Annotated in this window: 25 protein-coding genes; 10 read left to right on the forward strand and 15 right to left on the reverse strand. The window is 66.6% G+C overall.

The features are described 5' to 3' along the window. Positions 1-32: 32 nt before the first annotated feature. Entirely contained in the window at positions 33-881 is an 849-nt protein-coding gene (locus AC06FA_RS15610) for an endonuclease/exonuclease/phosphatase family protein (protein WP_478069110.1), read from the reverse strand. A 162-nt stretch (positions 882-1,043) separates the two neighbouring features. Here AC06FA_RS15610 and AC06FA_RS15615 point away from each other — a divergent pair, with 162 nt between their 5' ends. After that, positions 1,044-2,609, forward strand: coding sequence for a POT-type proton-dependent oligopeptide transporter (locus AC06FA_RS15615; protein ID WP_478069111.1), 1,566 nt, complete (start codon positions 1,044-1,046; stop codon positions 2,607-2,609). A 12-nt stretch (positions 2,610-2,621) separates the two neighbouring features. Continuing rightward, on the forward strand, positions 2,622-3,245 hold the full coding sequence (locus AC06FA_RS15620; RefSeq protein WP_478069112.1) for a rhomboid family intramembrane serine protease: 624 nt from the start codon (positions 2,622-2,624) through the stop codon (positions 3,243-3,245). Between the two features lie 49 nt (positions 3,246-3,294). Here AC06FA_RS15620 and AC06FA_RS15625 read toward each other — a convergent pair whose 3' ends face one another. Further along, complete coding sequence (locus AC06FA_RS15625) at positions 3,295-3,456, reverse strand: hypothetical protein (protein WP_478069113.1); 162 nt, start codon at positions 3,454-3,456, stop codon at positions 3,295-3,297. 209 nt (positions 3,457-3,665) lie between these two features. On the opposite strand from AC06FA_RS15625, the gene AC06FA_RS15630 reads away from it, so the two are divergent. From AC06FA_RS15630 to cfa, 3 genes are read left to right on the forward strand one after another with little or no spacing between them, the layout of a single operon-like run. Continuing rightward, positions 3,666-3,968 (forward strand): GNAT family N-acetyltransferase, encoded by a 303-nt coding sequence (locus AC06FA_RS15630; RefSeq protein ID WP_108750076.1) that lies wholly within the window; start codon positions 3,666-3,668, stop codon positions 3,966-3,968. Between the two features lie 36 nt (positions 3,969-4,004). Further along, positions 4,005-4,892: a DUF3298 and DUF4163 domain-containing protein gene (locus AC06FA_RS15635; protein ID WP_478069143.1), complete on the forward strand. Its 888-nt coding sequence runs from the start codon at positions 4,005-4,007 to the stop codon at positions 4,890-4,892. 19 nt (positions 4,893-4,911) lie between these two features. Continuing rightward, positions 4,912-6,030 (forward strand): cyclopropane fatty acyl phospholipid synthase, encoded by a 1,119-nt coding sequence (gene cfa, locus AC06FA_RS15640; protein WP_478069114.1) that lies wholly within the window; start codon positions 4,912-4,914, stop codon positions 6,028-6,030. Between the two features lie 110 nt (positions 6,031-6,140). Here cfa and AC06FA_RS15645 read toward each other — a convergent pair whose 3' ends face one another. Further along, positions 6,141-8,309 carry a M3 family metallopeptidase gene (locus tag AC06FA_RS15645; RefSeq protein WP_478069115.1) on the reverse strand — a complete coding sequence of 723 codons (2,169 nt, stop codon included), beginning with the start codon at positions 8,307-8,309 and terminating at the stop codon, positions 6,141-6,143. 141 nt (positions 8,310-8,450) lie between these two features. Here AC06FA_RS15645 and AC06FA_RS15650 point away from each other — a divergent pair, with 141 nt between their 5' ends. Then, positions 8,451-8,930 (forward strand): glutathione peroxidase, encoded by a 480-nt coding sequence (locus tag AC06FA_RS15650; RefSeq protein ID WP_478069116.1) that lies wholly within the window; start codon positions 8,451-8,453, stop codon positions 8,928-8,930. Between the two features lie 36 nt (positions 8,931-8,966). Here the strand turns inward: AC06FA_RS15650 and AC06FA_RS15655 are convergent, their stop codons facing one another. The 5 genes from AC06FA_RS15655 to AC06FA_RS15675 all read right to left on the reverse strand — a co-directional run bounded on the left by AC06FA_RS15655 (position 8,967) and on the right by AC06FA_RS15675 (position 14,057). Continuing rightward, positions 8,967-9,467 (reverse strand): TlpA family protein disulfide reductase, encoded by a 501-nt coding sequence (locus AC06FA_RS15655; protein WP_478069117.1) that lies wholly within the window; start codon positions 9,465-9,467, stop codon positions 8,967-8,969. Positions 9,468-9,606: 139 nt separating this feature from the next. Next, positions 9,607-10,386, reverse strand: coding sequence for a ferredoxin--NADP reductase (locus AC06FA_RS15660; protein ID WP_108753581.1), 780 nt, complete (start codon positions 10,384-10,386; stop codon positions 9,607-9,609). A gap of 99 nt (positions 10,387-10,485) precedes the next feature. Then, positions 10,486-12,339 carry an ABC transporter ATP-binding protein gene (locus tag AC06FA_RS15665; protein WP_478069118.1) on the reverse strand — a complete coding sequence of 618 codons (1,854 nt, stop codon included), beginning with the start codon at positions 12,337-12,339 and terminating at the stop codon, positions 10,486-10,488. A 335-nt stretch (positions 12,340-12,674) separates the two neighbouring features. Continuing rightward, on the reverse strand, positions 12,675-13,124 hold the full coding sequence (locus AC06FA_RS15670; RefSeq protein WP_478069119.1) for a carboxymuconolactone decarboxylase family protein: 450 nt from the start codon (positions 13,122-13,124) through the stop codon (positions 12,675-12,677). Between the two features lie 36 nt (positions 13,125-13,160). Then, positions 13,161-14,057 carry an RNA polymerase sigma-70 factor gene (locus tag AC06FA_RS15675; protein WP_478069120.1) on the reverse strand — a complete coding sequence of 299 codons (897 nt, stop codon included), beginning with the start codon at positions 14,055-14,057 and terminating at the stop codon, positions 13,161-13,163. A 159-nt stretch (positions 14,058-14,216) separates the two neighbouring features. Between AC06FA_RS15675 and AC06FA_RS15680 the strand changes: the two genes are divergently transcribed. Together AC06FA_RS15680 and AC06FA_RS15685 are read left to right on the forward strand one after the other, a co-directional pair. Next, the gene (locus AC06FA_RS15680) at positions 14,217-15,734 is read left to right on the forward strand and encodes a fumarate hydratase (protein ID WP_108753578.1); all 1,518 of its coding nucleotides are present in this window, start codon (positions 14,217-14,219) and stop codon (positions 15,732-15,734) included. Positions 15,735-15,855: 121 nt separating this feature from the next. After that, positions 15,856-16,188 (forward strand): hypothetical protein, encoded by a 333-nt coding sequence (locus AC06FA_RS15685; protein ID WP_478069121.1) that lies wholly within the window; start codon positions 15,856-15,858, stop codon positions 16,186-16,188. Between the two features lie 254 nt (positions 16,189-16,442). Here AC06FA_RS15685 and arsC read toward each other — a convergent pair whose 3' ends face one another. The 3 genes from arsC to AC06FA_RS15700 all read right to left on the reverse strand — a co-directional run bounded on the left by arsC (position 16,443) and on the right by AC06FA_RS15700 (position 18,544). Continuing rightward, a complete protein-coding gene (arsC, locus tag AC06FA_RS15690; RefSeq protein WP_478069122.1) occupies positions 16,443-16,784 on the reverse strand; it encodes an arsenate reductase (glutaredoxin) in 342 nt (113 codons plus the stop codon). Further along, entirely contained in the window at positions 16,784-17,938 is a 1,155-nt protein-coding gene (locus AC06FA_RS15695; protein ID WP_478069123.1) for a phospholipase A, read from the reverse strand. The genes arsC and AC06FA_RS15695 overlap by 1 nt, the downstream gene beginning before the upstream one ends. Positions 17,939-18,058: 120 nt before the next feature. Continuing rightward, positions 18,059-18,544, reverse strand: coding sequence for a DUF456 domain-containing protein (locus AC06FA_RS15700; RefSeq protein WP_478069124.1), 486 nt, complete (start codon positions 18,542-18,544; stop codon positions 18,059-18,061). Positions 18,545-18,781: 237 nt separating this feature from the next. Here AC06FA_RS15700 and AC06FA_RS15705 point away from each other — a divergent pair, with 237 nt between their 5' ends. After that, positions 18,782-18,991, forward strand: a complete 210-nt coding sequence (locus AC06FA_RS15705) for a cold-shock protein (protein ID WP_108765608.1) — start codon at positions 18,782-18,784, stop codon at positions 18,989-18,991. A 73-nt stretch (positions 18,992-19,064) separates the two neighbouring features. Here AC06FA_RS15705 and AC06FA_RS15710 read toward each other — a convergent pair whose 3' ends face one another. Both AC06FA_RS15710 and AC06FA_RS15715 read right to left on the reverse strand, forming a co-directional pair. Continuing rightward, a complete protein-coding gene (locus AC06FA_RS15710; RefSeq protein WP_108750065.1) occupies positions 19,065-19,559 on the reverse strand; it encodes a glycine zipper 2TM domain-containing protein in 495 nt (164 codons plus the stop codon). A 128-nt stretch (positions 19,560-19,687) separates the two neighbouring features. Beyond that, the gene (locus AC06FA_RS15715; protein ID WP_478069125.1) at positions 19,688-20,122 is read right to left on the reverse strand and encodes a hypothetical protein; all 435 of its coding nucleotides are present in this window, start codon (positions 20,120-20,122) and stop codon (positions 19,688-19,690) included. A gap of 79 nt (positions 20,123-20,201) precedes the next feature. Between AC06FA_RS15715 and AC06FA_RS15720 the strand changes: the two genes are divergently transcribed. Beyond that, on the forward strand, positions 20,202-21,017 hold the full coding sequence (locus AC06FA_RS15720; RefSeq protein WP_478069126.1) for a tRNA threonylcarbamoyladenosine dehydratase: 816 nt from the start codon (positions 20,202-20,204) through the stop codon (positions 21,015-21,017). Positions 21,018-21,050: 33 nt separating this feature from the next. Here AC06FA_RS15720 and AC06FA_RS15725 read toward each other — a convergent pair whose 3' ends face one another. Together AC06FA_RS15725 and AC06FA_RS15730 are read right to left on the reverse strand one after the other, a co-directional pair. Beyond that, on the reverse strand, positions 21,051-21,824 hold the full coding sequence (locus AC06FA_RS15725; protein ID WP_478069144.1) for a TatD family hydrolase: 774 nt from the start codon (positions 21,822-21,824) through the stop codon (positions 21,051-21,053). Continuing rightward, positions 21,821-22,036, reverse strand: a complete 216-nt coding sequence (locus AC06FA_RS15730) for a DUF6116 family protein (RefSeq protein ID WP_108750061.1) — start codon at positions 22,034-22,036, stop codon at positions 21,821-21,823. The genes AC06FA_RS15725 and AC06FA_RS15730 overlap by 4 nt, the downstream gene beginning before the upstream one ends. Positions 22,037-22,056 lie beyond the last annotated feature (20 nt).

Here is a 22,056-nt window from a genome sequence, read left to right on the forward strand (position 1 = left end):
GTGGGCCATGCCCGGCGGGCGCGACGGCGCGATCATTCGGTGGAGGCTGGCACACCCTGCAGGCGCAGCGTGGCCATCACCCCCAGCCGCAGGCCGGGTGCTTCCCCTGCGGGCGGCAGATCGATGGCCTGCTGGCGGATGCCGCCGAAATGCTTGACCTGGAACAGCACGTCTAGGCCATGCCCGCTGGCACCGCCACCGGCGGCGGCGGCCGCTTCCGGGCGCCCGCCGGGATTGCGCCGGGCCGGCTGGAACCCGGGAGTGCTGCGCACCAGTTCGGTGGTGGGCGCGGCGAAGTCCCCGGCGATCAGGCTGGGCAGCCCTTCGGCGGTGGCGCCGATCCAGGCCATCAGATCGCTGGCCTGGTGCTGGCGCGCGGTGGCTTCCTCTGCCTCCGGGCGCAGGCGCGCCACGTAGACGTTGAGTAACGCCTCGCCCAGCCGCAGCCGCAGCATGCCTGCCGCACTGAAGGTGCCCGGCGGATGCAGCAGGGTGACCCCGTCTTCGCTCACCGGCAGGCGGGTCAGCATGGCATTGCCGTGGCGCAGCGGCTGGCTGGGCGGATCGGCGGTGACGAAGTCGCAGCTGTAGCGCAGGCGGCTGGCCAGCCAGCAGGCCGGGTTGCGGCCCTGTTCCTGCAGCACCTGCTGCACGGAAATGACATCGGGCTGCAGATCGGTCAGCAGTTGCAGCACCTGTTCGCGCCGCTGCTTCCACTGCGCGTCGTCGCGGCTGGGCAGTTCCAGCGCCGCCACCGTCAATTGCCGTGCATCGCCGGCCGCGGCGGGCGCCGGCGGCAGCTGCGGGCGCGCCAGGGCAGGCAGGACCAGCAGCAGCGCAAGGCTGCCGAGCAGGAGGCGGGCGGGGGCAAGGGGGCGCATAACGATAAGTTTACGCTTTTGCCGTGCAGGTGCCGTGACTTCCGGCAGGGTGCGGCGCGCCTGCCATGGAATGCGGGCGCTGTCATGCAGCCCTGCAGCGTGCTTCGCAGGCGCAGGTTCCGGTAACCTTCACCCTTTCGTTTTGCAGGAATGCCTTACAGGATGAGCCACGACGCAGTCGCCCCCATCGCCGGCCAGGGAAAGATGCCGCGCCAGATTCCGTACATCATCGGCAATGAGGCCTGCGAACGGTTCAGTTTCTACGGGATGCGCAACATCCTGGTGCAGTTCCTGATCACCTCGCTGCTGCTGCAGGAAATCACTGCAGAAGGGCGCGCCGGTGAAGCCAAGGACATCATGCACAGCTTCATGATCGGCGTGTATTTCTTCCCGCTGCTCGGTGGCTGGCTGGCTGACAAATTCTTCGGCAAGTACCACACCATTCTGTGGTTCAGCCTGGTCTACTGCGCCGGCCACCTGTGCCTGGCGCTGTTCGAGAACAGCCGCGAAGGCTTCTTCCTGGGCCTGGGCCTGATCGCGCTGGGCGCCGGTGGCATCAAGCCGCTGGTGGCGTCGTTCATGGGCGACCAGTTCGACCAGAGCAACAAGCACCTGGCCAAGATCGTCTTCGATGCCTTCTACTGGATCATCAACTTCGGCTCGCTGTTCGCCTCGCTGCTGATTCCGCTGGTGCTGAAGAACTGGGGCCCGCAGTGGGCCTTCGGTATTCCCGGCATCCTGATGTTCATCGCCACCTTCGTGTTCTGGCTGGGCCGCAAGCGCTACGTGCTGGTGCCGCTGCCGCCGAAGGATCCGCATTCGTTCGCCAACGTGGTGCGTACCGCGCTGACTGCACGCGTGGCCGGCCAGGGCCGTCCGGGCCTGGTGATGGCCATTGCCGGTCTGGTGCTGGCCGTGGCCTCGTTCGGCCTGGTCGGCTCGCTGGGTATCGTGATCTGCCTGTGCCTGGCGCTGGTGGCCATCCTGGTCGGCATCGGCGGCGGTACCTGGCTGCAGCTGGACCGTGCCCGTGCACAGCATCCGGCCGAGGCCGTGGAAGGCGTGCGTGCCGTGCTGCGCGTGCTGGTCATCTTCGCCCTGACCACGCCGTTCTTCTCGCTGTTCGACCAGAAGGCCTCCACCTGGGTGCTGCAGGGCCAGCAGATGCAGATGCCGAGCTGGTTCACCGCGTCGCAGATGCAGGCACTGAACCCGCTGCTGGTGATGATCCTGATCCCGTTCAACAACCTGGTGCTGTACCCGGCGCTGCGCCGTTTCGGTTTCGAGCCGACCGCGCTGCGTCGCATGACCGCCGGCATCGCCTTCAGCGGCCTGGCATGGATCGTGGTGGGTGGCATCCAGGTGGTGATGGACGGTGGCAATGCCATGTCGATCTTCTGGCAGATGCTGCCGTACGCGCTGCTGACCTTCGGTGAGGTGCTGGTCTCGGCCACCGGCCTGGAGTTCGCCTACAGCCAGGCACCGCAGGCCATGAAGGGCGTGGTGATGAGCTTCTGGAACCTGACCACCACCATCGGCAACCTGTGGGTGCTGCTGTCCAACGCGGCCGTGCGCAACGAGGTGGTCACCCACAAGATTGCCAGCACGGGCTTGAGCGAGGCGGCGTTCCTGATGTTCTTCTTCGCCGGCTTCGCCTTCATTGCGGCGTTCGCCTTCGGTTGGTATGCGCGACGCTATCGTATGGTCGACAACTACCGCAGCGCCTGAGCCTGACCTGACATGACCCCCGTCAATCTCCTGTTGATCGCCCTCACCGCCGTGCTGTCCTGGATGGCGTTCAACAACCGCAAGCTGGCTGACCGCCTGATCCTGTGGCCGCCGGCGGTGGACCGCCACCGCCAGTACGACCGCCTGGTGACCTACGGCTTCATCCATGCCGACTGGCCGCACCTGATCTTCAACATGTTCACCCTGTTCTTCTTCGGGGGATACATCGAGAGCGTGATGGTGCAGCTGACCGGCAGCTTCCTGACCTATCCGGCGTTCTACCTGGGGGCATTGCTGGTGTCGATCCTGCCCAGCTACCTGAAGAACCAGAAGAATCCGAACTACCTCAGCCTGGGCGCGTCGGGTGCGGTGTCGGCGGTGCTGTTCGCCTACATCCTGCTCAACCCGTGGAAGATCATCCTGGTGTTCTTCATTCCGGCACCGGCGATCGTGTATGCCGCGTTCTACGTCGGCTACAGCATCTGGATGGACAAGCGCGGCGGCGATCGCATCAACCACAGTGCGCACCTGGCGGGCGCGGCGTTCGGCATCATCTTCATGCTGGCCATGCAGCCGGCCATCTTCAGCCACTTCCTGCGCGAACTGTCCAACCCCACCTTCAGCCTGGGCGGCTGAAGCGTGCCGGGGGTCGGATCCGATGGATCCGACCCCGGTTCACCCGGTTTCAGGCCTGGGTCGTCTGGCCGTAGGTATCCAGCAGCCGCGAGTACACTTCGTCGCCGATGCGCTGGAAGTCCTGCTCTTCGGTCTGCCCTTCCACAGCCAGCTGCAGGAGGCCTTCCAGCAGGGCGCGGTCGGTATCGGATGGGGACGGGTTGGGGTGCATGACGGGCCTCCACGGCAGAGTACGGGGACATCGTTCGCAAGGGCCGTGCCAGCGTGGCCGTACCCCTGCGAAGGGGTTAGCGGCCGCCCGTGCTCCAGCTTGAGGGCAGAAACTGACGCAACCCGGCACTCCTTGCCCCTGTTCAGGCTTCACGCGATCATGGCGCCCGGCTGCGCACCATCCACGCAGTCGCCGCAGGAGACAGTCCCATGGCTTCGGTCACACCCCCCGGTCTGGCCTACGAGGTCGCGCATGACCAGGCCAACCATCGCTTCACCGCCCGTGTGCGCGGGCATGTGGCGGTGCTGGACTACCAGCTCAAGCGCAAGCGCATGGTGATTACCCACACCGAGGTGCCCGAGCCGATTGCCGGCCGCGGTGTTGCCGGTGAGTTGACGCGGGTAGCGCTACGCTTCGCCCGCGAGCACAAGTACAAAGTGGTGCCGGCCTGCGCGTATGCCGAGGCATTCCTGCAACGGCACGAGGAGTTCCACGACCTGCTGGTGGGCTGACGCTGGCGGGCCACGCTTCAGCCACCGCGGGCGATGATGTACGAACATGAACAGGGGATCCCGATGAAGAACGGAAACAACCGGCCGTTGCGCGCAAGCGTGCTGGCCGGGGCAATGGGCGTGCTGTTGCTGGCCGGTTGCCAGCGTGGCGACGATGCGGCACCGGCCACCGATACCGCACCCAGCGCGGATGCCGCCGCGCCGGCCACGGCCGAGGCGCCTGCCGCCGAAGCGCCGCTGGACCTGCGCGATGTGATCGAGAACAACGAGCGCGAGGTGGTGGGAATCAGCTACCCGGCCGGCATCGATCGCTATCCGGGCCTGGCCCGCGCGCTGCAGGACTACGCGACCTCGGCACGCAGCGATCTGCAGCAGGCGCTCGATGGCCTGGGCAATGACAAGCCAACCATGCCTTACGAGCTGTCGCTGAGCTTCGAGAAGGTGCTGGAGACCCCGCAGCTGGTGGTGGTCAGTGCCGATGGCAGCCGCTACACCGGTGGCGCCCACGGAGAGCCGCTGGTGGCCCGCTTTGTGTGGTTGCCGCAGCAGCAGCAGATGCTGAGCGCCGACAAGCTGGTGGCCGACAGCAAAGGCTGGAAGGCGGTCAGTGATTTCGTGGCCGACCAGTTGCGCGAACGCGTGGCCACGCGCCTGAGCGGCGAAGACATGGAACCGGCCGAACTGCAGGAATCGCTGCGCAATGCCTCGCGCATGATTGCCGAAGGCACCGGGCCGCAGGCCGACAATTTCAGCCAGTTCCAGCCGTTGACCGATGACAAGGGCCAGATCACCGCCCTGCGTTTCGTGTTCCCGCCCTACCAGGTGGGGCCGTATTCGGATGGCACGCAGACCGCCGATGTGCCGGCGGCCGTGCTGTTGCCGCACGTGGCCAAGGACTACGTGGAGCTGTTCGCCCGCGGTTGACCGCCCAGCAGGAGGTGTCGTGGATACAGGGTTGCAGGAGCGGGTGGCCGGCCTGCTCCACGAAGCCGGGGTCCGCATCGGCGGCACCCAGCCACAGGACATCCAGGTGCATGACCCGCGCTTCTTCGCGCGGGTCATGGGCCAGGGCTCGCTCGGCCTGGGCGAAAGCTACATGGACGGCGCATGGGACGCCAACGTGCTGGATGAATTCCTGGTGCAGCTGATGCAGGCGCACCTGGATGAGCGCGTGCACGGCTGGCGCGAAGTGGCCGATGCCTTGAAGGCGCGTCTGTTCAACCTGCAGGCCGGGCAGGGCAGTTACGAAGTGGGGCGCCGCCATTACGACCTGGGCAATGATCTTTACCAGGCCATGCTGGGCCAGTACATGGTCTACAGCTGTGGTTACTGGCGCAACGCGGTGGACCTGGATGCGGCGCAGGAGGCCAAGCTGGACCTGGTCTGCCGCAAGCTGGGCCTGCGCCCCGGCCAGCGCGTGCTGGACATCGGCTGTGGTTGGGGCGAAGCACTGAAGTTTGCCGCCGAACGTTACGGCGTCAGCGGCGTGGGCGTGACCATTTCCCAGGAGCAGGCCGCGTTTGCCCGCGAGCGCTGTGCCGGATTGCCGATCGAGATCCGCCTGCAGGATTACCGCGAACTGGACGAACCGTTCGATGCGATCTTTTCGATCGGCATGTTCGAACACGTGGGCGACAAGAACTACGGCAGTTTCTTCGAGGTGGCACGGCGCTGCCTGTCGCCCCGCGGCTTGCTGTTGCTGCACACCATCGGCAGCAACATCTCCCGCCATCGCACCGACCCGTGGATCGCCCGCTACATCTTCCCCAACTCGATGCTGCCCTCGGCGGCGCAGATCAGCCGCGCCTTCGAAGGGCGGTTCGTGCTGGAGGACTGGCACAACTTCGGTACCGACTACGACCTGACCCTGCAGGCGTGGCGACGCAACGTGGAAGCGGCCTGGCCGACGCTGGACGCGCAACGCTACGACGAACGCTTCCGCCGCATGTGGCGGTTCTACCTGGCCGGATCGATGGCGACCTTCCGCTGCCGGCATGCGCAGCTGTGGCAGCTGGTGCTGTCGCCCAATGGCGTGCCGGGCGGGTATGTGGCGCCGCGTTGAAGGCTGGCGTGGGGTCAGAGCCCTTTCCTGCGGAAAGGGATCCGACCCCGGCCAACAAAAAACCGCCCGGTCTCCCGGGCGGTTTTCGTTTCACGCTACCGCACTGGCGATCAGTTGCTGGCGCCGGTCAGGCCACGCTTTTCCAGCAGCGGTTCGATCTGCGGCTCGTGGCCGGCGAAATCGCGGAACAGCTGCATGGCATCCACGCTGCCGCCCTTGGACAGCAGGGTGGCACGGAAGTGGTCGCCGTTCTTGCGGCTCAGGCCGCCGTTGTCGCGGAACCACTTCTGGGTGTTGGCGTCCAGCACTTCCGACCAGATGTAGGCGTAGTAGCCGGCCGAGTAGCCGCCCATGATGTGGCTGAAGTACGGGGTCTTGTAGCGCGGCGGCACCGGCGCGTAGTAGATGCCGTCCTTTTCCAGGGCCGCACGCTCGAAGGCCATCACGTCCTTGGCAGCCGGCACCTGGTCGGCGCCGATCTGGTGCCAGCGCTGGTCCAGCATCGCCGCACCCAGGTACTCGGTGGTGGCAAAGCCCTGGTTGAACTTGGCGGCAGCCAGCACCTTGTCCAGCAGGGCCTGCGGCATGGCCGAACCGTTCTGGTAGTGCTTGGCGTAGTTCTTCAGGATGGCCGGGTTGTCCGACCACATCTCGTTCACCTGCGAGGGGAACTCGACGAAGTCACGCGGCACCGAGGTGCCCGAGAAGTACGGGTACTTCACGTTGGAGAACATGCCGTGCAGGGCGTGGCCGAACTCGTGGAAGGTGGTGGTCACTTCGTCCCAGGTCAGCAGGGTCGGCTGGCCGGCCGGCGGCTTGGGAATGTTCAGGTGGTTGGCCACCACCGGCTTGAAGCCGGTCAGCTTGGACTGCGACACGTAGGAGTTCATCCACGCACCGCCACGCTTGGACGCGCGCGCGTACGGGTCGAAGATGAAGATCGCCAGCTGGCTGCCATCGGCATCGAACACGTCGTAGACGGTCACGTCATCGTGGTAGACCGGCAGGTCGGTGCGCTGCTTGAAGGTCAGGCCGAATTCCTGATTGGCGGCGAAGAACACGCCGTTTTCCAGCACGTTCTTCATTTCGAAGTACGGCTTCAGCTGCGACTCGTCGAAGTTGTACTTGGCCTGGCGCACCTTCTCGCTGTAGAAGGCCCAGTCCCACGGTTCCAGGGCGAAGGTCGGCTTGCCGGCGGCCTTCTGTTCCTTGTCGATCATTGCCTGCAGGTCGGCGGCTTCGCGCTTGGCGTTGGCCACCGCGGCCGGGGCCAGCTTGCCCAGCATGGCGTTGACTGCTTCGGGGGTCTTGGCGGTCTGGTTGGTCAGGTTGTAGGCGGCGAAGTTGGCAAAGCCCATCAGCTTGGCCTTGTCGGCACGCAGCTGCATGATGCGCGAGACCAGCGCGGTGTTGTCGAACTCGCCACCGCGGCTGCCACGGCTGACCGACGCTTCGTAGATCTTCTGGCGCAGGGCGCGGTTGGCCAGGTTGGTCAGCGGCGGCTGGCCGGTGGTGTTGAGCAGGGTGATCACGTACTTGCCGTCCAGGCCACGGGCCTTGGCGGCTTCAGCGGCGGCGGCGATCTGTTCCTGCGACAGCCCGTCCAGTTCCTTCACGTCGTTGACGGTGATCGCCGACGCGTTCACTTCCGACTGCACGTTCTGGCTGAACTTGGTGCCCAGGTTGGCCAGCTCGGCGTTCATCTTCTTCAGCGTGGCCTTGTCGGCCTCGGACAGCTTGGCGCCGGCGCGCACGTAGTTGTCGTAGTACTTCTCGACCAGGCGCACGCCTTCGGCATCCAGGCCCAGCTGGGTGCGGGTGTCATACAGTGCCTGGATGCGGGCGAACAGCTTGCCGTTCAGCGCGATCGCATCGCTGTGCGCGGCGAATTTCGCCGAGTAGTCGGCCTGCAGCTTCTTGCGTGCGTCGTTGGTGTCGGCGCCGACCAGGCTGAAGAACACGGTGGTCGCACGGTCCAGCACGTCGCCGCTCTTTTCCAGGGCGATGATGGTGTTGTCGAAGGTCGGCTTGGCCTTGTTGTTGGCGATGGCCTCCACTTCCTTCAGCTGCTGCGCCATGCCGGCGTCGAAGGCCGGGGCGAAGTCGCTGTCCTTGATCTTGTCGAACTGCGGGAAGTGCAGCGGCAGCGGGCTGTCGGCGAAGAACGGGTTGGCCTGCTGGGCGTTGGCGGCAGCCGCCGGGGTGGCAGCGCTGGCCGAATAGGCGGGCAGGGCAAGGCCGAGGGTCATGGCCACGGCAAGGGCAAGGCGGGTGGTCAAGGCGGAACTCCGGTAAGACAGACAAGGGCCCGAGCGTAACCTGCGCAGTGGGCCGGGCACTTGTGTCGAAAGGCATGGACGCCACCGGCGCGGGCTGGGTCAGTGCGATTACCATGGGGGTTTCCTGCCCGGAACGCTGCCATGGCCACCGCCTTCGATTTCACCTTCGTCGACCTGGACGGCCAGCCGCAGGCCCTGGCCCAGTACGCCGGTCGCCCGCTGCTGCTGGTGAACGTGGCCAGCCGCTGCGGCTTCACCCCGCAGTACACCGGGCTTGAAAAGCTGTGGCAGGACTACCGCGAACGCGGCCTGCTGGTGATCGGCTTCCCGTGCAACCAGTTCGGCGCGCAGGAGCCGGGCGATGCGGCGCAGATCCGCCAGTTCTGTTCGCTCGATTACCCGGTCAGCTTCCCGCTGTCGCAGAAGATCGAGGTCAATGGCGATGGCGCCGATCCGCTGTGGGCGTGGCTGTCGCAGCAGAAGCGCGGGCTGCTGGGCAGCGCCCGCATCAAGTGGAATTTCAGCAAGTTCCTGGTCGATCGCCAGGGCAGCGTGGTGGACCGCTTTGCGCCCACCACCAAGCCCGAGCAGTTGCGCGGGGCGATCGACGCGGTGCTGTGACTGCCCACGCCCGGCGCCGCGCGCGATCGACCCCGCTCAGTTCCCCGCAGCGGTCGCCTGCGATGGGCGATTGCGCACTTCTTCTGGCAGTGCCTCGATGATTTCCTCGAGGATGCCCGGCAGGCTGGCTTCGCTGTAGCCGCGATGGGCATGGGCCACCTGTCCATCGCGGCCGATGATGAACATGTGCGGCACGGCGGTGATGCCGTACTGTTCGGCCAGCGCGCCACGCGGATCGTGCAGGTAGTCCAGCTTCGGCCAGTCGCGATGGCGCACCAGACGGTTCACGTCGTTGCGCGGCTCGCCCCAGTTGATTGCGTAGACCTTCATCGCGTCTTCGCCGACGACCTTCTGCAGGTGCGCCAGAATCGGCAGTTCCTTGCGGCAGGGGCCGCACCAGGACGCCCAGAAGGTGACGATGACCACCTTGCCGCGCTGGTCGGCCAGGTTCACCGGCGTGCCCTGGCGGTCATTGCCCAGGGCCTGCGGCGGCAGTTCGCCGGGGGCGGGCGATGCGGCCAGGGCCGGAACGGCCATGACCGAAAGCACGCCTGCCAACACCCACGCCCGCATCCCCTGCGGATACCGCTTGATCGTCATCCCTGTTTCCCTGGTCGGGCCGGCGGCCCGTGCAGCGCAGACGATGCCGCCATGGCGGCATCCACGCAAGGGGGACTTACTTTTCGACGAAGGCGCGCTCGAACACGTAGTGGCCCGGCTGGCCGATGCGCGGCGAGACCTGGAAGCCGCGTGCATCCAGCACCGCGCGCAGATCGGCCAGCATCTGCGGGCTGCCGCAGATCATCGCGCGGTCGTTTTCCGGGTTCAGTTCCGGCAGGCCCAGGGTGCGCTGCATCTCGCCGCTTTCCATCAGCGAGGTCAGGCGGCCCTGGTTGGCGAACGGTTCGCGGGTGACCGCCGGGTAGTACAGCAGCTTGTCGCCGATCATTTCGCCCAGGAACTCGTGCTCACGCAGTTCCTTTTCGAAATAGTCGCGGTAGGCCAAGTCCTTTTCGTAGCGCACGCCGTGGCACAGGATCACCTTGTCGAAGCGCTCGTAGGTTTCCGGATCCTTGATGACCGACAGCCACGGCGCCATGCCGGTGCCGGTACCCAGCAGGTACAGGTTCTTGCCGGGGTGCAGGTCGCTGATCAGCAGGGTGCCGGTGGGCTTCTTGCCGACCAGCACCTTGTCGCCCGGCTTGATGTGCTGCAGGCGCGAGGTCAGCGGGCCGTCCTGCACCTTGATGCTGAAGAACTCCAGATGCTCTTCCCAGTTGGCGCTGGCAATGGAATACGCGCGCAGCAGCGGCCGCGCCTCGGTTTCCAGGCCGATCATCACGAACTGGCCGTTCTCGAAACGGAAACCGCTGTCGCGGGTCAGGGTGAAGCTGAAGTAGGCATCGGTCCAGTGGCGGACCTCAAGCACCGTTTCGGCGCCGAAAGCAGAAGACATGGGGGTAGTCGGGGCATGGTTTCGTCCCCTCCATTCTACCCCAAATGAGAGAAGTTCTCATTGCCCGGAACGAGAGGCGTTCTCAGCGGGCCCCGGAGTTCAGCGATAGCCTGCCGCCTGCAGTTCGAACAGCTCGGCATAGCGCCCGCCCTGGGCCATCAGTTCGGCATGGGTGCCACTGGCCTCCAGCCGCCCTTCGGCCAGCACCAGGATGCGATCGGCCATGCGCACCGAGGAAAAACGGTGCGAAATGAGCACGGCGGTGCGTTGCTCGGCCAGTTCACGGAAGCGCTGGAACACCTCGAATTCGGCGCGGGCATCGAGGGCCGCGGTGGGTTCGTCCAGGATCATCACCTGCGCATCGCGCATCCACGCGCGGGCGATGGCGATCTTCTGCCACTGACCGCCGGACAGGTCCACGCCCTGTTTGAAGCGCCGCCCGATCAACTGCGCGTAGCCGCCGGGCAGGGCCTCGATCACTTCCTCGGCCATGCCACGCCGTGCCGCATCGGCAATGCGCGCCTGGTCGGCCATCGCCTCCACCTGGCCCACGCCGATGTTCTCGCCGGCGGTCAGGTTGTAGCGCACGAAGTCCTGGAAGATCACGCCCAGGTTCGCCCGCAGGTCGTCCAGGTCGTAGTCGCGCAGGTCGCGGCCGTCCAGCAGGATGCGCCCTTCGTCGGGCTCGTACAGGCGTGCCAGCAGCTTCACCAGGGTGGTCTTGCCGGCGCCGTTCTCGCCCACCAGGGCCAGCACTTCGCCCGCATGCAGCTGGAAATCCAGGTGGCGCACCGCCCATTGCTCGGCATCGGGGTAGCGGAAGCCTACGTTCTCGAACACGAAGCCCTGCGTGATCGGGCGCGGTACGGCCACCGCGTTGTCGCGCGAATGGATTTCCGGCTGGATCTGGAAGAACGAATACAGATCGTCCAGGTACAGCGCCTGGCTGGCCACCTGCGAAAAACCGATCAGCAGGCCTTCCAGCAGCTGGCGCAGGCGCAGGAAACTGCCGGCCAGGAAGGTCAGGTCGCCAATGCTGAAATCGCCGCGCACCGTGCGCCAGGCGATGTACGCGTAGGCGGTGTAGTAGCCCAGCGTGCCCAGCGCCGCCAGCAGCGTGCCCCAGAACGCGCGGCGCCGCGCCAGCGAGCGGTTGGCCAGGAACAGTGCCGCCGACAGCCGCCGGTACCGCTCCACCAGGAAGCGGTGCAGGTTGAAGATCTTCACTTCCTTGGCTGTTTCCACGCTCGCGCCCAGCTGGCGCAGGTAGTCCAGCTGGCGGCGCTCGGGCGTCCATTGGAAGTTGAGGCTGTAGCCGGCCGCATTGAAGTGCGATTCGCCGATGAAGGCTGGCACCAGCGCCAGCGCCAGCAGCACGATCAGCCACGGCGCGTAGACCAGCAGGCCGACGGCCAGGCTGACCACGGTGATCGCATCCTGCACCTGGCCGAACAACTGGCTCATCAGGTTCATGCGGCCCATGGTCTGGCGACGGGCGCGGTCCAGTTTGTCCTGCAGGTCCGGGTCCTCGAAGTCCTCCAGGTCGAGCGTGGCCGCGTGTTCCATCAGCCGCACGCTGGTGGCGTTGGCGAACAGTTCCGACAGCAGCGCATCGGCATAGCTCACCAGCCGCCCCAGCAGGTCCGAGGCGATGGCCAGGCCGAACTCAAGTGCCAACAGCCCCAGCAGTGGATTCAGCAATCCGCTGGACAGCGCTTCGCCCAGCGACGGAAAGCCGGCGCCGTGCTGGCTCAGGTGCAGGGCGGTGTCGATGATCAGCTTGCCCACGTAGAGCATCGCCACCGGCAGCAGCGCACGGATCACGCGCAGGCCGAGGCTGGCCAGGGTCAATGCCGGGCTGGTCTGCCACACCTGGCGCAGGAAGGGCGGCAGGTTGCGCATGGCTTTGAAGCGCTGGCGCAGGCTGGGTTTCTTTTCGGTGGCAGCAGGCATGCCGCCATTGTGCGCGCGCACCGCGTGCAGATGGGGTCAGATCCCTTTGCAGCGCAAAGGGCTCTGACCCCTCGACCCATTACCCCTCGACCCATCGTGTCGACCAAGGTCGACACCTACCAACAGCAGCGGGACATCTGTCGACGGCGGGGCGGGTCAGGTCGCAGGGGCGTGAGCCGCATGGATGCGGCGACCGAGCTTACATGGACGTACTTGCAGCGTCCCCTGCGACCTGACCCACCCCGCCATCCCACAGAGCCCCAGCTGTTGACGTTGCCCTTAGCTCTGGCCGTTGCCTCTGCGGGTGCCGGGCGCAGCCCGGCCAGGCAAGCCCGTTACGGCAGCGGCGGCAGCAGGCCGGCGCCCAGCCGGTTCCAGGCATTGATCACCGCAATGCCCATGCTCAGGTCACTGATGCCCTTTTCATCGAAGTGCGGGGCCAGCGCATCGAACGCCGCCTGCGACGGTGCGCCGTCGGTCAGCCGGGTCAGCGCCTCGGCCCAGCCCAGCGCCGCGCGTTCGCGGGCATCGAAGAAGCGGCTTTCATGCCAGGCGGGCAGGGTGTCCAGCTTGCGCGGCTCGATGCCGCCCTTGCGCAGTGCGGTGCCGTGCATGTCCATGCAGTAACCACAGCCGTTGAGCTGGGACACGCGCAGGAACACCAGTTCCATCAACGTCGGGTCGATCGAGCTGTCATGCACCGCCTTGCTGGTGGCCAGCAGGCCCTTGAAGGCCTCGGCGGCCAGGCGGGTGTAGGGAACGCGGGGTGAGGTGTGGTCGGACATTTTCGGCTCCACGGCAGCCACGATGGCCGCCTTTCACTACCAGGACGCCGTCGCGCCCGCCGTCGTGACAACCGCCGACAGTTTTTCTGGATTCAGCACGCTGAAGACCTCGGCGATGCGCCCGTCCACCACCTGCACCGTGGTGACCGAATGCAGCCGCGGGCCATCGAAGCGCAGGATCGCCGGTTCGCCGTTCACATAGCCCAGCTGCGCGGTGTGGCCCAGGCCGCGCTGGGCAATGGCCCAGAACAGGCGGCCGATGCGCTCGGCGCCCAGCAGCGGCCGAATTGCGGCGGTCACCACGCCGCCGCCATCGGACACCAGGCGTGCGTTGGCGTGCAGCAGGGCCTGCACGGCCTGGCTGTCGCCCTGCTGGGTGGCGTGCATGAAGCGCGCCAGCAGTTCCCGGTGCTGCTGCCCATCGGCGTTGAAACGGGTGCGCCCGGCCTGCAGCCGTTGCCGCGCGCGATGCACCAGCTGGCGGCAGTTGGCCTGGCTCTGGCCGATCAGCCCGGCGATCTCGGCATAGTCGTGGTCGAACACTTCCTTCAGCAGGAAGGCCGCGCGTTCCTCCGGTCCCAGCTGTTCCAGCAGGGTCAGGAAGGCCACCGAGACATCGTCGGCCAGCGCATGCCGCTGCGCCGGGCCGGGGGCCGGGTCGGGCTCCAGGCTGATCGCCAGCGGTTCGGCCAGCCACGGGCCCACGTAGTGCGCGCGCTCGCGCCGGGCGGCGCGCAGGCGGTCCAGGCCCAGCCGGGTGGTGGCGGTGACCAGCCAGGCCTCGGGATCGCGCACGCTGGCCGGGTCGGCGCCGGACCAGCGCAGCCAGGCGTCCTGCACCACGTCTTCGGCATCGGCACGGCTGCCCAGCAGGCGGTAGGCCAGCGCCATCAGGCGTGGGCGGTGGGTCTGGAAGGTCGATTCAGCGTTCATGTTGGCAAGGACGCCAGAGAGGGAGGGGGCGTGACAGAGGGGCGGGATCAGCGCCCTTTCCGCCGGAAAGGGATCTGACCCCTGCGAATCTACGCGCAGTCGGCGGAGGGGGTAAAATGGGCGGATTACCCCCGCCAGCCTTGAGCAAGCGAGCAAGCCGTGACATCGATCAAGCAGGAAGACCTCATCCAGTCCATCGCCGACGCGCTGCAGTACATCTCGTACTACCACCCGGTCGACTACATCAAGAACCTCGCCGCCGCCTACGAGCGCGAAGAGTCGCCGGCCGCGAAGGAAGCGATGGCCCAGATCCTGATCAATTCGCGGATGTGCGCCGAAGGCCACCGTCCGATCTGCCAGGACACCGGCATCGTCACCGTGTTCCTGGAAATCGGCATGGACGTGCGTTGGGACGACGCCACCATGGGCGTGGAAGACATGGCCAATGAAGGCGTGCGCCGCGCCTACCTGCATCCGGACAACAAGCTGCGCGCCTCGGTGCTGGCCGATCCTGCCGGCAAGCGCATCAACACCAAGGACAACACCCCGGGCGTGGTGAACGTGAAGGTGGTGCCGGGCAACACGGTCGACGTCATCGTCGCCGCCAAGGGCGGTGGTTCGGAAGCCAAGACCAAGTTCGCCATGCTCAACCCGTCCGATTCCATCGTCGACTGGGTGCTGAAGACCGTGCCGACCATGGGCGCCGGCTGGTGCCCGCCGGGCATGCTCGGCATCGGCATCGGTGGCACCGCCGAAAAGGCGATGCTGCTGGCCAAGGAAGCGCTGATGGAGCCGATCGACATCACCGAGCTGCAGGCCCGTGGTGCGTCCAACCGCATCGAAGAGCTGCGCCTGGAACTGTACGAAAAGGTCAATGCGCTGGGCATCGGCGCGCAGGGCCTGGGTGGCCTGACCACCGTGCTGGACATCAAGATCAACGACTACCCGACCCACGCGGCCAACCTGCCGGTGGCGATGATCCCGAACTGCGCGGCCACCCGCCATGCGCACTTCACCCTGGATGGCAGCGGCCCGGTGATGCTGGATCCGCCGTCGCTGGAAGACTGGCCGAAGCTGACCTACGACGCGTCCAAGGGCACCCGCGTGGACCTGGACACGATCACCCCGGAAGATGTGGCCAACTGGAAGCCGGGCCAGACCCTGCTGCTCAACGGCAAGCTGCTGACCGGCCGCGACGCTGCGCACAAGCGCATGGTCGACATGCTCAACAAGGGCGAGGAACTGCCGGTCGATCTGAAGGGCCGTTTCATCTACTACGTCGGCCCGGTCGATCCGGTGCGCGACGAAGTGGTGGGCCCGGCCGGCCCGACCACCGCCACGCGCATGGACAAGTTCACCGAACAGGTGCTGGCGCAGACCGGTCTGCTGGGCATGGTCGGCAAGGCCGAGCGCGGCCCGGCCGCCATCGAGGCAATCAAGAAGCACAAGTCGGCCTACCTGATGGCGGTCGGCGGTTCGGCCTACCTGGTGTCCAAGGCGATCAAGGCGGCCAAGGTGGTCGGCTTCGCCGATCTGGGCATGGAAGCGATCTATGAATTCACCGTGCAGGACATGCCGGTGACCGTGGCGGTCGATTCCACCGGCGAATCGGTGCACAAGACCGGCCCGCGCGAATGGCAGGCCCGCATCGGCAAGATTCCGGTGGTGGTGGAGTAATCCGCAACGGAAGCACGGAGAACGGCGCCGCAGGGCGCCGTTTCTCGTTTGACGCCACGGAAAGGTCGGCATTGCTAGGCTGGGCGGGTGTTTTTCCGGTGTATTGAACAGGGAACGTCCAATGTCCTTCATCCGTTGCATTGCCTTGCTTTGTGTTCTTTCGCTCGCCGCCTGCAGCAGTGGTGGTGATCTGTACGACGGTGTGCCCGGTAACAATGCCAGCGCACAGTGCGTGGTGGCTTGCCAGCAGTATCAGCGTGCGTGCCTGGCGCGTTCGGATTCCGACCGCCGCTCGACCTGCGATGCGCAGGCGGCCAGCAAGTGCGATCGCATTGCCGATGACGAACTGCGGCGCTCCTGCCTGTCGCAGGCGCAGGCGTGCATGGACCAGTCGCCGTTGATCAGCTGCAGCCAGAACGCCGACAGCTGCATGGCGTCGTGCGGCGGCGGTTGAGCCAGGCTCCAGCACGGTCGTGCCCTTGGGCGTGCGCGCCACGGGCCCGCGACGGGTAGAGTCGACTGTCAGTCGACTATCGCGCGCAGCGCGGGATTTCCGGGCCCGCGACGGGTAGAGTCGACTGTCAGTCGACTATCGCGCGCAGCGCGGGATTTCCGGGGCCAAGGCGAAGAGCAGTCGACTGACAGTCGACTCTACCGAGCGTGCACGGTCGCCGGATCGGCCGTGCATCATCGCGCGATTGCCCGCTGCTACAGCAGCTCCAGCAGGGTTTCCGGCGGCCGGCACAGGCGCGTGCCCTTGGCCGTGCGCACCACGGGCCGATTGATCAGGCGCGGGTGTTCGGCCATGGCGGCCAACAGCGCGGCGTCATCCGCGCCGGCCAGGCCCAGTTCGGCGAACTGCGCCTCCTTGCTGCGCACCAGGTCACCGGCGGTCAGGCCGGATTCGGCCAGCACCGCACGCAGCGTCGCGATGTCAGGCGGGGTGCCCAGGTAATCCACCACCACCGGTTCAATGCCGGCCTCGCGGATCAAGGCCAGCGCCCCGCGCGAATTGCTGCACGCGGGGTTGTGCCAGATCGTCACCGTCATCAGAACCACTCCAGCAGCGACACGCCCACGCCCACGTAGGTGGCCTTGTGGTTGTAGTCGATCAGGCTTTCGCCATAGCCGTCGAAGATCTGCACGTGGCCGCGCAGCAGGTTGCTGATCGGGAAGCCGTAATCAAGCTGCAGTGCACCGTGCGAGCGGTCGCCGGTACGCAGCGAATGGCGCGCCATCAGCGAGACTTCGTGACCGTTGCGGTTCCAGATGAGGGTGGCATCGCCACGGCCCATGTAGTCTTCGATGTCCGGGTTGTTGTCGTCGCTGCGCGATTCCGGAATGCGGTACCAGGGCCGCAGTACCAGCGCCCAGTTCTCGCGGTCCAGGCCGACGTTGAGCATCACCCGGTTCCAGCTGCGCGACAGCGGGTCGGCGCGGCCGTTGGACTGGTGGTTCAGGCTGATGCCGGTCATGCGCCCGCGCCAGCCGCCGATCGAATAGCCGTTGCGGAACACCATCATCACTTCCGGCTCGTAATTCGTTTCGCGGAAGGGACGCGAGTTCTCGGCGTTGTAGGCCTGCCAGCGCGAGCTCTGGGTGTAGCCGGCCCAGATGTCGCCGTTGTCGCCGAACAGGTTCTCGGCGATCTTGGTCTTGAAACTGATCTGGAACTTCAGCTCGGTGCTGTCCAGCACCTGCGGCGTGGTCACGCTGTTGACCGGGTTCGGCGACTGCGGCATCTGGTTCTTGTCGCTGGTCCAGAACGCGGGCAGCAGGTACACCGGCTTGTAGGCGCGCAGCTGGAACGGGCCCAGCTTGGAGTCTTCGGCCAGTTCCCAGCGGCTGTCCAGCAGCGAGCCGCGGCCGGCGTTGGCCAGCGCGCTGTCGTCGGGGGCGGGACGGAAAATGTCCCCCACGCGGGCGCGCAGATTCTCTTCGCCCTGGCTCAGGCGTGCGGCGCGGCGCTGTTCGCGCAGGGCCTGTGCTGCCTGCTGGGCGGCGGCATCGGCAGCGGCGGTGGCCTCGGCACTGCGGCCGAACAGCCGGTCGTAGCAGGCCAGGCGGGCGGCATCGGTGTCGATGGCGGCGCAGCCGGCCGGTGTGGTGGTGGCGGTCGGCACGATCTCCTGCGCGGCCACGGGGGCGGCGGCCAGGGCCAGCGCCAGCGGAGCAAGGCGGGGGAGCAGAGCGGGGAGGGTCATTGCAGCAGGCCCTTCAAAATGAATACGGTGGATGCACAGTGTGGCGGCTGCCCGCACCTGCGGCCAGCCCCTTCGGTTTATGCCCGGCACCGGCGTGCGTGGGGTGTGAAGACGGGGGCGTCAAAAGAACCAGGCAAACGCGAACAGCCCAAGCATGGCGATCACCAGCGCCAGCTTCAGGGCCAGGCCGAGCAGGATGCCCAGCCACGTGGCCAGTCCCACCTTGGTGGAGCGGCCCAGTTCACGGCTGTGCCAGTACTCGCCCAGCAGGGCGCCGACCAGCGGACCAGCGAACAAGCCGATGGGCATGAAGAACAGCCCCACGATGCTGCCCACGAAGGTGCCCCACAACGCCTTGCGGCTGGCGCCCACCCGTTGCGCACCGACCACGGTGGCCAGCACGTCGACCAGCAGCGACAGCACGGTCAGCACGGCCAGGATGACCAGCGTCGGCCAGCCCACATGGGCGAAGCCGTCAGCCCAGGCCGCCAGCAACAGGCCCAGGAAGACCAGCGGTACACCGGGCAGGGCCGGCAGCACGATGCCGGCCAGTCCAATCAGGACAGAAATGACCGCTAGCAGATACAAGATGAATGAGAGGTCCATGCTGTTCCGTATGGTGGGCTTTTTGGGGTTGACAGTGAAGGATTTTGCCAGTTGCTTTTTCGTTTTGGTCGGGTTAAGTTGCAGTCGCTGAGCTTGGCAAGGTCACCGTGGATCGTGGCCTGATGAAGCAAGATCTTTCCGATCCGCTGCATCGTTGCACCTCGCTTCCCCCTTGCTTGTCAGCCGCCCAACCAGGCGTATCCAACAACAAGAGAGAGTCACCAGGGAGTGAGTGAGATGTCTGATCGCGAGACCGGTACCGTAAAGTGGTTCAACGATGCGAAGGGCTTCGGCTTCATCAGCCGTGAAAACGGCGAAGATGTGTTCGTGCACTTCCGTGCCATCCAGACCCAGGGCTTCAAGAGCCTGAAGGAAGGCCAGAAGGTCACCTTCACCGTCGTGCAGGGCCAGAAGGGCCTGCAGGCCGATGCCGTGCAGCCGGTCTGACCGGAACGCATCGCGTTGAACGAAAAAGGCCCGCGCAAGCGGGCCTTTTTCTTTGTCACGGGCCAGGCGCAGGTCAGCGCAGGATGACCCGGCCGTTGACCACGCGCACGTAGGTGTTTTCGCGGATACCGGCCAGGTCGCGCTGGTTGACCACGACGGTGCGCCCATCATCCATGCGCACGGTGATGTCGTAGGTATCGCTGGTCACGTTCTTCTGGATCTGGTTGCCGGCCAGTGCACCACCGACCGCGCCTGCGGCGGCGGCGATGTTCTTGTTGCCGCGGCTGCCACCGGTGTGGTCGGAAATCTCATGGCCGGCCACGGCGCCGACCAGGCCGCCCAGGATGGCGCCGGTGGCGGCTGGGGCGGTGCGGCCGGAGGCCACGGTGTTGATGCGGGTGACGATGCCGCAGTCCGCGCAACGGCCCTGGTTGTAACCGGAGTTGTTGCCGTAGCCGCCGTTGTTGTAGCCATTGTTGTAACCGCCGCCGCCGTAGCCGGGCGAGGTGGCGCAGCCAGCCAGCGCAAGGGTGGCGATGGTGGCGGCAGCGATGAGCTGGATCTTCATGGGGCGTCTCCTGGCCGTGAAGGCGGGTGCGGGTGGTACTGCGTCATGCAGCAGGGTGGCTGGAATCGTCCGCTTTCACACGTGAACGAGGTGCCAACCGCGACGACCCATTCCGGCTGGAAGATGAATCAGCGGAAATCCTGATGGCATGCGCGGCAGTCGTCCTGCAGGGCCTGCGCCAACTGACCCAATGCGGCGCAGTCGGCGGGCGGCGCGGCCAGCGCGTCGTTGAGCGTGCCGCGGTACGCACTGGCATGGGCCTGGAAGCGCCGGTCGTGCTGCAGTTGCGGGAACGCCAGGTCCAGATCGTTGGACAGCAGGCGCAACGCCTGCAGGCGCGGCATGCTGTCGGCCAGGCTGCAGCGGTTCTGCTGCTGGGCCTGCTGCAACAGCTGCGACTGCCGCTGCATGACCTGCATCAGGCTGTCGGGAAACGGATCGCGACGGGCCTGCAGGGCGCGGCCCACCATCACCGTGGCCACCAGGCCTATGAGCAGGCCCAGGGCCAGCACGAACAGATAGCGGTAGGCCGTGGTGTGGCCGGGGGAGGGGCTGGCAGTCATGCGGGCACTCCGGGCATGCAACGGTGGGTTCGGTTCCGGCGCGCTGCGGCGAGCGTCGCCTGCACGTTAAAATAGCCGGATGAACGAACAGGTCAAAGAACGCTTCGCCGGCATTGAACGGCTGTATGGCGTGGGTGCGCTTGAGCGCCTGCAGGGCAGCCGCGTGGCGGTGGTGGGCATGGGCGGGGTCGGCTCCTGGGTGGTCGAAGCGCTGGCGCGTTCGGCAGTGGGGCACCTGACCCTGATCGATGCCGACGATATCTGCGTGTCCAATACCAACCGCCAGTTGCCGGCCATGGAAGGCAACTATGGGCGCAACAAGTCGGTGGCGATGGCCGAGCGCTGCCGTGCCATCAATCCGCAGATCGACGTGGATGCGGTGGAGGCGTTCCTGACCACCGGCAACATGGCCGAACTGCTGGACCGCGGCTTCGATCTGGTCATCGACGCCTGCGACAGCTTCCGGGTGAAGGTGGAAACCATTGCCTGGTGCCGCCGCCGCAAGCTGCCGCTGCTGACGGTGGGCGCAGCCGGTGGCCGCACCGACCCCACCCTGGTGCGCATCCGCGATGTCTCGCGCACCGAGCATGACGCCATGCTGGCGCTGATCCGCAAGAAGCTGCGCAGCGAGTTCAACTTCCCCAAGAACGCCAAGCGCTACTTCGGCGTGCCGGCGGTGTATTCGCTGGAAAACGTGAAGTACCCGCAGGCCGATGGCAGCGTCTGCGGCCTGCGCCCGAACCTGGGCGCCGATGCGGCGTTGAAGCTGGATTGCGGCGCCGGCCTGGGCGCGGCCACCCACATTACGGGCGCCTTCGCGTTCGCGGCAGTCGGCAAGGCGCTGGAGATGCTGCTGGAGCCGAAGAAGGCGAAGGCCGCAGCAGACGCTGCCTAGCGCCAGAAGCGCCGGGCCATGCCCGGCGGCGGGTCACACCGCGGGCAGGTTGAACAATCGCCGGGCGTTGTCGGCGGTCGCCTGGGCCACTGCATCCACCTCCAGCCCGCGCAGCGCGGCTACGTGGCGGGCAATCACCGCCAACCGCGCCGGCTCGTTGCGCTGCCCGCGAATGCCGGCATCGGGCTGGTCGGGCGCATCGGTTTCCAGCAGCAGCTGTTCCAGCGGCATCTCCCGCACCAGCCGGTGCAGGCGCTGCGCGCGCTCATGGGTCAGCGGCCCGCCCAGCCCCAGCAGAAAGCCCTGCTTGTGCAGCTGCACGGCCTGTTCGGGGCTGCCGGAAAAGCTGTGCACCACCCCGCGCAGCCCACCGATGCGGCGGATCGCGGCGATCACCGCATCCACCGCCTTGCGCGCGTGCACGATCACCGGCAGGTCGAACTCCCGCGCCAGCTGCAGCTGGCCGACGAAATAGTCCTGCTGGGCCTGCACATCCAGATCGCCCACGAAGTAATCCAGGCCGCATTCGCCGATCGCACACGGGCGCTCGCGCTCGATCCAGTCGCGCAGTTGCAGCAGGTGCTCGGGGCGGTGCTGGGCCAGGAACATCGGGTGCAGGCCGTACGCCGGGTACAGCCCGGGCGCCTGCTGGCAGACCTCGCGCAGCTTGGGCCAGCTGGCCGCCGTGACCGCTGGCACGACCTGGGCGCGCACACCGGCGGCCTGCGCGCGTGCGATCACCGCATCGCGGTCGGGGTCGAATTCGCTGGCGTCCAGGTGGCAATGGCTGTCGATCAGCACGCTCAGCCCTGCTGCAACGGCGGTGGCACGGCCGCGCCGCGCTGCTTCCAGTTGGCCAGCAGCAGCGTGCCCAGGCCCAGCAGCAGTTCGTCCACGAACGGAATCGGGTCCGGGATGAAGAAGGTAATGGCGAACAGACCGGCGGTCAGCTTGAACAGGGTGGGGTAGCGCAGCCGGCGGGCCCATTGCAGAACCGGCAGCAGCATCGGGTTGGCCATGACTGGGATCCAGGTGGGGA

This window comes from Stenotrophomonas sp. Steno-C17 (assembly GCF_056393165.1).

Bases quoted from the DNA above. Each gene is read 5' to 3' on its own strand.
- AC06FA_RS15610 (WP_478069110.1), bottom strand. From the start codon at position 881: ATGCGCCCCCTTGCCCCCGCCCGCCTCCTGCTCGGCAGCCTTGCGCTG.
- AC06FA_RS15615 (WP_478069111.1), top strand. From the start codon at position 1,044: ATGAGCCACGACGCAGTCGCCCCCATCGCCGGCCAGGGAAAGATGCCG.
- AC06FA_RS15620 (WP_478069112.1), top strand. From the start codon at position 2,622: ATGACCCCCGTCAATCTCCTGTTGATCGCCCTCACCGCCGTGCTGTCC.
- AC06FA_RS15625 (WP_478069113.1), bottom strand. From the start codon at position 3,456: ATGCACCCCAACCCGTCCCCATCCGATACCGACCGCGCCCTGCTGGAA.
- AC06FA_RS15630 (WP_108750076.1), top strand. From the start codon at position 3,666: ATGGCTTCGGTCACACCCCCCGGTCTGGCCTACGAGGTCGCGCATGAC.
- AC06FA_RS15635 (WP_478069143.1), top strand. From the start codon at position 4,005: ATGTACGAACATGAACAGGGGATCCCGATGAAGAACGGAAACAACCGG.
- AC06FA_RS15650 (WP_478069116.1), top strand. From the start codon at position 8,451: ATGGCCACCGCCTTCGATTTCACCTTCGTCGACCTGGACGGCCAGCCG.
- AC06FA_RS15655 (WP_478069117.1), bottom strand. From the start codon at position 9,467: ATGGCCGTTCCGGCCCTGGCCGCATCGCCCGCCCCCGGCGAACTGCCG.
- AC06FA_RS15660 (WP_108753581.1), bottom strand. From the start codon at position 10,386: ATGTCTTCTGCTTTCGGCGCCGAAACGGTGCTTGAGGTCCGCCACTGG.
- AC06FA_RS15665 (WP_478069118.1), bottom strand. From the start codon at position 12,339: ATGCCTGCTGCCACCGAAAAGAAACCCAGCCTGCGCCAGCGCTTCAAA.
- AC06FA_RS15670 (WP_478069119.1), bottom strand. From the start codon at position 13,124: ATGTCCGACCACACCTCACCCCGCGTTCCCTACACCCGCCTGGCCGCC.
- AC06FA_RS15675 (WP_478069120.1), bottom strand. From the start codon at position 14,057: ATGAACGCTGAATCGACCTTCCAGACCCACCGCCCACGCCTGATGGCG.
- AC06FA_RS15685 (WP_478069121.1), top strand. From the start codon at position 15,856: ATGTCCTTCATCCGTTGCATTGCCTTGCTTTGTGTTCTTTCGCTCGCC.
- arsC (WP_478069122.1), bottom strand. From the start codon at position 16,784: ATGACGGTGACGATCTGGCACAACCCCGCGTGCAGCAATTCGCGCGGG.
- AC06FA_RS15695 (WP_478069123.1), bottom strand. From the start codon at position 17,938: ATGACCCTCCCCGCTCTGCTCCCCCGCCTTGCTCCGCTGGCGCTGGCC.
- AC06FA_RS15700 (WP_478069124.1), bottom strand. From the start codon at position 18,544: ATGGACCTCTCATTCATCTTGTATCTGCTAGCGGTCATTTCTGTCCTG.
- AC06FA_RS15705 (WP_108765608.1), top strand. From the start codon at position 18,782: ATGTCTGATCGCGAGACCGGTACCGTAAAGTGGTTCAACGATGCGAAG.
- AC06FA_RS15710 (WP_108750065.1), bottom strand. From the start codon at position 19,559: ATGAAGATCCAGCTCATCGCTGCCGCCACCATCGCCACCCTTGCGCTG.
- AC06FA_RS15715 (WP_478069125.1), bottom strand. From the start codon at position 20,122: ATGACTGCCAGCCCCTCCCCCGGCCACACCACGGCCTACCGCTATCTG.
- AC06FA_RS15720 (WP_478069126.1), top strand. From the start codon at position 20,202: ATGAACGAACAGGTCAAAGAACGCTTCGCCGGCATTGAACGGCTGTAT.
- AC06FA_RS15730 (WP_108750061.1), bottom strand. From the start codon at position 22,036: ATGGCCAACCCGATGCTGCTGCCGGTTCTGCAATGGGCCCGCCGGCTG.